The sequence below is a fragment of the Catenibacterium faecis genome (genome assembly GCF_014306455.1).
GTDB lineage: Bacteria > Bacillota_I > Bacilli_A > Erysipelotrichales > Coprobacillaceae > Catenibacterium > Catenibacterium mitsuoka_A.
The window spans coordinates 23,074-30,551 of sequence record NZ_JACRWG010000031.1 but is presented as its reverse complement, the minus strand read 5'-3'; the positions used below and the strand labels follow the sequence as shown (position 1 = coordinate 30,551).

10 protein-coding genes and 1 riboswitch are annotated in these 7,478 nt (G+C 35.2%); of the genes, 8 read left to right on the top strand and 2 right to left on the bottom strand.

Annotated elements, in window-relative coordinates; genetic code table 11:
* Nucleotides 1-131, bottom strand: a 131-nt coding sequence (locus H8909_RS13765; RefSeq protein ID WP_369409821.1) for an HTH domain-containing protein, incomplete at its 3' end; no start/stop codon positions are given.
* 352 nt (nucleotides 132-483) lie between these two features.
* On the opposite strand from H8909_RS13765, the gene H8909_RS08050 reads away from it, so the two are divergent.
* The gene (locus tag H8909_RS08050) at nucleotides 484-1,527 is read left to right on the top strand and encodes a PDDEXK nuclease domain-containing protein (protein ID WP_187012458.1); all 1,044 of its coding nucleotides are present in this window, start codon (nucleotides 484-486) and stop codon (nucleotides 1,525-1,527) included.
* Nucleotides 1,528-1,687: 160 nt separating this feature from the next.
* On the opposite strand, the gene H8909_RS08045 is transcribed toward H8909_RS08050, so the two are convergent.
* Nucleotides 1,688-2,878: an acetate/propionate family kinase gene (locus tag H8909_RS08045; protein ID WP_187012457.1), complete on the bottom strand. Its 1,191-nt coding sequence runs from the start codon at nucleotides 2,876-2,878 to the stop codon at nucleotides 1,688-1,690.
* 99 nt (nucleotides 2,879-2,977) lie between these two features.
* Nucleotides 2,978-3,079: riboswitch (TPP riboswitch) on the top strand.
* A 45-nt stretch (nucleotides 3,080-3,124) separates the two neighbouring features.
* Between H8909_RS08045 and H8909_RS08040 the strand changes: the two genes are divergently transcribed.
* The 7 genes from H8909_RS08040 to H8909_RS08010 all read left to right on the top strand — a co-directional run bounded on the left by H8909_RS08040 (nucleotide 3,125) and on the right by H8909_RS08010 (nucleotide 7,477).
* Nucleotides 3,125-3,670, top strand: a complete 546-nt coding sequence (locus H8909_RS08040; RefSeq protein ID WP_187012456.1) for an energy-coupled thiamine transporter ThiT — start codon at nucleotides 3,125-3,127, stop codon at nucleotides 3,668-3,670.
* A gap of 140 nt (nucleotides 3,671-3,810) precedes the next feature.
* Complete coding sequence (locus H8909_RS08035; RefSeq protein WP_006506926.1) at nucleotides 3,811-4,374, top strand: DUF402 domain-containing protein; 564 nt, start codon at nucleotides 3,811-3,813, stop codon at nucleotides 4,372-4,374.
* Nucleotides 4,355-4,801 carry a tRNA (adenosine(37)-N6)-threonylcarbamoyltransferase complex ATPase subunit type 1 TsaE gene (tsaE, locus tag H8909_RS08030; protein WP_006506925.1) on the top strand — a complete coding sequence of 149 codons (447 nt, stop codon included), beginning with the start codon at nucleotides 4,355-4,357 and terminating at the stop codon, nucleotides 4,799-4,801. Before H8909_RS08035 ends, tsaE begins: the two co-directional genes overlap by 20 nt.
* The gene (gene tsaB, locus H8909_RS08025) at nucleotides 4,794-5,399 is read left to right on the top strand and encodes a tRNA (adenosine(37)-N6)-threonylcarbamoyltransferase complex dimerization subunit type 1 TsaB (protein ID WP_187012455.1); all 606 of its coding nucleotides are present in this window, start codon (nucleotides 4,794-4,796) and stop codon (nucleotides 5,397-5,399) included. The genes tsaE and tsaB overlap by 8 nt, the downstream gene beginning before the upstream one ends.
* Nucleotides 5,390-5,827, top strand: coding sequence for a ribosomal protein S18-alanine N-acetyltransferase (rimI, locus tag H8909_RS08020; protein ID WP_187012454.1), 438 nt, complete (start codon nucleotides 5,390-5,392; stop codon nucleotides 5,825-5,827). Before tsaB ends, rimI begins: the two co-directional genes overlap by 10 nt.
* Entirely contained in the window at nucleotides 5,827-6,840 is a 1,014-nt protein-coding gene (gene tsaD / locus H8909_RS08015; RefSeq protein ID WP_022424246.1) for a tRNA (adenosine(37)-N6)-threonylcarbamoyltransferase complex transferase subunit TsaD, read from the top strand. The genes rimI and tsaD overlap by 1 nt, the downstream gene beginning before the upstream one ends.
* Nucleotides 6,833-7,477: a redox-sensing transcriptional repressor Rex gene (locus tag H8909_RS08010; protein ID WP_022424247.1), complete on the top strand. Its 645-nt coding sequence runs from the start codon at nucleotides 6,833-6,835 to the stop codon at nucleotides 7,475-7,477. Before tsaD ends, H8909_RS08010 begins: the two co-directional genes overlap by 8 nt.
* Nucleotide 7,478: the final 1 nt, after the last annotated feature.

Here is a 7,478-nt window from a genome sequence, read left to right as displayed (position 1 = left end):
TTCTGTAAATCAATCCAGAAGAGTTCTTTGAATTCTTCTGAATAGGTTATGCTTTTGATAGATACTTTCTTTACATATGGATTCTTTTCGAGTTCCTTTACTTGTTCATCACTAAAATAGTTTACTCCCATAATAACACCACCATTCTATAATCATTATACTACGCAAAATAAAAACCCTGTAAAACAGGGTCACGAAATAAATATCCTTTTTTATCGTGTCCTTTTTACAGGGGCCATTTTAACGAAATAAATATCCTTTTTTTATCGTGTCCTTTTTACAGGGTCCATTTTAGACATTGAAGTTCCTTTTCTTTTGCTCAAATTCACATTTGTAGAATTAACAATTGGTTGTTCTATGATTGTAAAAAGATATTCATCTAAAGAAACGGCAGAATTTGTTTGAGAAATTTTGGAATAGTGAGGGTATAAGATATATAGGAAGCTTCTTTTCCTAAATATACAGAGGGGGGGGAGTAAGAGCATGGATTATGATTTACAAAAAAATCAAAATGCAGAACAGACTTATCATTCCATTCGTAATTCTATTGTATCTGCACAGCATCGTTTGAGCACAGCCGTAAATTCTGCTATGGTAACAACTTATTGGGAAATTGGAGAACAGATTTTTAAAGCATGTGGAGAAAATGATCGTGCAGAATATGGAAAGAGATTATTGGAATATCTTTCAAAGCAGCTGACAGCAGAGTTTGGAAAAGGTTTTGATAAATCAAATCTTCGTAAGATGAGGCAGTTTTATTGCACTTTTCCAATTCGAGACACACTGTGTCCTGAATTGAGCTGGTCACATTATCGTGTCTTGATGCGTATAAATGATGAACAGGTACGAACGTTTTATATGGAGGAATGTGCAAAAGCAGCATGGAGTGTTCGTCAGCTAGAACGACAGATTAACACGTTGTATTATCAGCGTGTTTTAGCAAGCCAGGATAAGACTGCAGTTGCAAAAGAAATTCAGACAACGGAGCCAAAACCAGAATATGAGAAAATAGTGAAAGATCCTTATGTCATGGAATTCCTGCAAATTCAGCCGGACACTCATGTGTATGAAGGAGATTTGGAAAAGGCATTGATTGATCATCTTCAACATTTCCTTTTGGAACTTGGAAGAGGATTTTCCTTTGTAGCACGCCAAAAGAGATTTACATTGGATGGACAAGATTTTTTTATTGATCTTGTATTTTACAATTATATTTTGAAATGCTTTGTTCTTGTTGACTTGAAAATGGGAAAACTGACTCATCAGGATTTAGGACAAATGCAGATGTATGTGAATTATTATACTCGTGAAATGATGAATAAAAGTGATACGCAGCCTATAGGGATTGTACTTTGTGCAGATAAGGGAGATTCTATTGTAAAATATACACTTCCTGAAGATAATCACCAGATATTTGCATCGAAATATTTCACCTATCTGCCGTCAGAGGAAGAATTGAAACGTGAATTAGATTTGAAAGAATTTCACAAAAAGAATGAAAATGAAAATATAAATCAGCATTTCTAGAGTTGACAATCAGGTATTCTATAATTAGAAAAATAATTACGTCAGTGTGGGATTTTTGATATCCAGTACTGGCTTTTTTAGATTCTGTAAAAAAACGTTTAACGATACCACATTTTTATAACAAAAAATGAGCATCGCCTTAAAGCGATGCTCACTTATCTTATAAGTTTAATAATTCTTTTGTATCTCTTGCAATCACTAATTCTTCATCAGTTGGTATTACGAATACCTTGATCTTAGATTCAGGTGCAGAAATTAATCTTTCACCATGACCTTCTACATTAGCCTTATCATCTAATACGATGCCTAATGCTTCTTTTATTAGATCAATAATTGCTTCTCTTGCGATAAAGCTGTTTTCACCAATACCAGCTGTAAATGAAATTGCATCAACATGTCCAAGTTCTACAAAATAAGAACCAATATAATCAGCAACACGTTTTCTAAACATGTTAAAAGCTAATTCGGCTCTTTGGTTACCAGCATCTTTTGCATCAATGATATCTCTCATATCACCAGACACTCCAGATACACCTAATAAACCAGATTCCTTATTTAACATCTTGAATACAGTCTTCATATCATATCCAAGATTTTCAATTAAGTGGTCTACAACAGATGCATCAATATCACCAGAACGAGTTGCCATCATGACACCAGCAAGAGGTGTAAGACCCATAGAAGTATCAATAGATTTACCATCCTTTACAGCACAAAGTGAAGCACCTGCACCTAAATGACATACAATAATATTAGCATGTTCAGGGTTGCCTAATAATTCCTGAGTACGCTTTGATACATAGTAATGAGAAGTACCATGTGCACCATATTTTCTAATCTTGTTTTCTTCATAGAACTTATATGGAATTGGGTAAACGGCGTTTTCAGGTTTAATAGAGTGATGGAATGCTGTATCAAATACTACAACAGCACCTGCAGTAGGAATAGCTTCCTTGAATGCTTTGATACCAATAATATGTGCAGGGTTATGAAGTGGTGCAAGTGGTGATAATTCATCAATCTTAGCGATCACATCATCATCTACAACACAAGACCCATCAAAATAAGGACCACCTTGTACAACACGATGACCAATACCCTTGATTTCATCTAAATGTTCAACAATCTTCTTTTCAATTAATGTATCAAGTAATACTTGTACTGCTTCCTTGTGAGTAGGAACTGCAAAGACCTTCTTATCTTTAGTACCATTATACTTGATAGTGAAGATTGAATCTTCCATACCGATTCTTTCAATAATACCAGAAGTGATAACACTTTCAGTATCCATTTCAAATAACTGGAACTTCAATGAAGAACTTCCACAGTTAACTGCTAAAACTTTTGACATGCTTATATCCTCCTAAACACCCCTATTATAAACAGAAACCCCTAACATTTCTACTACAAATTTAGATTACGTGACAAAAAGAATGTTCTGTAATATAATCATTACTGCCAGGGGCGCATTTATTGCTGAGATAGGTGAAAGCCTTGTCCCTTAGCATCTGATCTGGGTAATACCAGCGTAGAGAGGCCGTACTTTTTTAGTGACTTCTTTGCGTCATCTTAGTCATTGGAAAGGGGAGATTTATAAATGAATAAGAAGACATTATCCACTAAAGCAATTGCTTATGTTGCATTATTTATCGCTATGCAGTTAGTTCTAGAAGTACTATTTAAGGTGGTTCCAGGACAGCCAGAAGGTGGTTCTATTACTTTAAGTTTATTGCCAATCGTACTTGCAAGTTATTTGATGGGTGCACAGTATGGAATTATTGTCGGTGTTGGTGCCACTGCTATGCAGTTTGTATTAGGTCTTGCTTCATATTATGGACCTTGGTCTGTTGTATTAGACTATCTTGTACCATTATCAGCACTTGGTATTGCAGGCTTTATTCCTAATTTTAAATTAGGTAAGACTGAAGTTTACACAGGTATTTTTGTAGGAATGATTCTTAAGTTTATTTCACATTTATTATCTGGTGCTGTATTATTTGCAAGCTATGCACCTAAGAACATGAATCCTTGGGTTTATTCATTCTTATATAATATTGGTTATAATGTAGGTACACTTATTTTAACTTATGTAGTGTTTGCACTTATTTATCCAAAACTTCAGAAAGCATTTAAGGCTATTTAACAGTGGGAAACCACTGTTTTTTTACTTTTAACACAAAACGATCACTTAAAAAGGCTTTATTTAGGAAAAAACAGGTGAGGTTTATGTACATTTCACCTGTTTTTTGCTATGATATTCGATAGGTTGAAAGAGGTTTGATTATGAAGAATTCATTAGTGGGGCAGGATGTGCTCATCCATTGCTATAAACATGACGGTAAACCACATCGTACGTGGTCACGCTGTAAGATATTAGAAGAAACAGATCGCCATTTTATCGGTATAAATAATAATACATTAGTTACAGAATCAGATGGTCGTTCCTGGGTCACTAAAGAACCAGCTATCTGTTATTTTCCTAAGGATAGATGGTATAATGTCATTTGTATGATTAGAAGTGATGGTATCTATTATTATTGTAATATTGCCTCTCCTATATTATATGATGGAGAAGCACTTAAATATATTGATTATGATTTAGATTTAAAGGTATGGCCTGGCTATCGATATAAGGTATTAGATGAAGGTGAATATGCGGCTCATCGTATTAAATATCAATATTCAGATGAATTAGATGAGATATTCCATGAACAGCTCAATCGTTTGATTGTGATGACGATGAATGCATCTGGCCCTTTTCGTGCAGGATTTGCCCAGGAGTGGTATAATAAGTATCAGCAGATGATGAAAAATAGAGGAACTAAAAATGATAAACTTAAAAAATGAAGCTGAAATGATTGCTTTTGGTAAACGTATTGGAGAAACAATCTTTCCCCATTCTATTATCACGTTAACAGGTGATTTAGGGGCTGGTAAGACTACATTCACAAAAGGAATAGGACAGGGACTTGAAATCAAGAAGATCATCAATTCTCCAACTTTTACTATTGTGAAGGTTTATTCTGGACGTATGACCCTCTATCATTTTGATGCATATCGCCTAGAAGGGGCAGATGATGATCTGGGCTTTGAAGAGATGTTTGAAGATGATGGCTTATGTGTGATTGAATGGCCACAGTTTATTGAAGACATTATTCCAGAAGAAAGATTAGAAATAGAAATAATAAAGAATGAAGATGAAACACGTTCTTTAAAACTTCATCCTATCGGTGAAAAATATGAGAACTATGTGAGGGAGGTTACGCATGATTAGTTTAGTGATGGATACATCAAATAGTTATTTAGCTGTAGGCTTATATCAGGATAATGTGTGTCTAGAAGCCTTCCAGGAAAAAGGTTCTAGAAGACAATCAGAAAAAGCAATTCCTACATTAAAGGAAGTGCTTGATCGTCATCATATTGCATTAAAGGATGTCAATGAAATGATTATCACATCAGGACCTGGCTCTTACACAGGTGTCAGAGTGGCTATGACAATTGCCAAGACACTTGCTGCAGTATCTGATGTAAAGATTAAATCTGTTAGCTCTTTAGCCGCTTATGCAGGTATGAATCAGGCATTAAGTGTTATTGATGCAAGAGGACATAAGGTCTTTGTTGGTGTTTATGAAAATGGTCTTCCTTTAATTAAGGAACAGGTCATGACTTTAGAAGACTTTGCACAATTACGTGCTGAATATGAAGACTTTGAACTTGTAGGTGAAGTAGGCTGTCTTGGATTAAATGAAAAAGAATGTGATCTTTGTGCTAATATTTATGCATTAGCTCAGATGGCTGATCCAATCAAGAATGTTGATCTATTAGTACCAACTTATATTAAAGATGTTGAGGCTAAAAAAGCATGTTATTAAGAAAAATGCAGGAAGAAGATCTTGATGAGATTGAAAGACTAGAAGGGTTATTGTTTTCCCCTGCCTGGTCTAAAGAAGATTTTCTTCATGAATTAAAGACAAATGATTATGCTCATTATTATGTTCTTGTAGATGACAAAATTGTTGGTTATGCAGGATTCTGGTATGCTTATGAAAACTGTGAACTGACTACAATTGGTATTGATCCAAATTATCAGGGAAAAGGTCTTTCTAAGTTATTGATGGATTATGGATTAAAAGAAGGACATAATAAAGGATGTATGAATTATAGTTTGGAAGTACGTGTATCAAATGAACGTGCGATTCGTTTATATAAGAAGTATGGCTATGAGATATGTGCTATACGTAAAGATTATTATGCAGACCATGAGGATGCCTATCTCATGGTAAGAAAGGAGGAAAAATAATGGCTGTTATTCTAGCTATTGAATCAAGTTGTGATGAAATGAGTGTTGCAATCCTTAAGGATGGAAAAGAGTTATTAAGTCATGTTGTTGCATCACAGATTGATATCCATAAACAATATGGTGGTGTTGTTCCAGAAATTGCCAGTCGTAAACATGTTGAATGTGTCAGCACTGTTTTAAAGGAAGCACTTAGTCAGGCAGATATTTCTATTGAGGAGATTGATGCAATTGCAGTCACTAAAGGACCAGGACTTGTAGGTTCTTTGCATGTTGGAATGCAGGAAGCCAAGACATTGGCTATTTACTTAAATAAGCCTTTGATTGGTGTACATCATATTGCGGGGCATATTTATGCCAATGAACTAGTAAATGATATTGAATATCCTGCAATGGCATTAGTTGTTTCAGGAGGACATACAGAACTTGTTTATATGAAAAAGGAATTCTCTTTTGAGGTCATTGGTACAACATTTGATGATGCGATTGGAGAAGCCTATGATAAGGTAGGACGTGTTTTACATCTTCCATATCCTGGAGGACCTGTATTAGATAAAATGGCACATGAGGGAACTCATAGCTATACACTTCCTAAACCACTTGATGATGGAAGCTATAACTTCAGCTTCAGTGGCTTAAAGAGCGCTGTCATCAACTTAAAGCATAATGCAGACCAAAGAGGAGAGGAAATCAATGGCAATGACTTAGCCTGCTCATTCCAGGATGTGGCTATGGATACGATTGCTTCTAAAGCTTTAGCAGCTGCTCATGATCTTGGTGTAAAACAGATTATTGTAGCAGGTGGTGTAAGTGCGAACAAAGGTCTCAGAGAAAAAATGAGTACAAGTGATATTCCTGTTATTTTTCCACCATTGAAGTATTGTACAGATAATGCAGCAATGATTGCGTCTGCTGCAAGTATTATGTATAAATATAATATGTTTGCCCCTTTGGACTTATCTGTTAAGCCGGATTATGACTTAGAGGCAGAAAGTGTAGGAGATAACTATGAGTAATGAAAAGAAACAGAAAATTTCACGTGCGACGATGACACGTTTTCCTGTTTATTTGAAGGCTTTAAGAGTTATGGGACATGAAGGTAAGGAAAACTTCTTATCGAGTGAACTTGCAGAAGTTACTCATATCCAGGATACGACTATTCGTCGTGATTTTGGCTTTTTGCCTCAGAAGAATACACTTGGTAAAAGAGGCTATGGTTATGATACAAAAGAGATGATTGAAACACTCAGTGATTTCTTAGGTTTAGGACTTGATGAACCTATTATTCTCATTGGTGTAGGTAACTTAGGATCAGCTATTTTGAAATATAACCGCTGGAAATATACAGTGGGACAGATTGTCTGTGCTTATGATAAAGATGCTAATATTGAAGGTGAACGTTTTGGTGTCAAGATTCATAAGAGTGATGATTTGGAAAAAACATTCCCTAAGGACTGTAAGATTGCGATTCTCGCAATTTCTGATAATGTACAGGAAATGGTGGACCGCTTAGTAGCATTAGGGATTAAAGGCATTGTAGACTTCACCCACTCTCATTTCATTGTACCTCAGGGAGTAGAAGTACAGAATGTGGATGTTGTTGTCGCAATACAAGAATTAGAATTAAAAATGAAATCAAATACAAAGGAGTAAG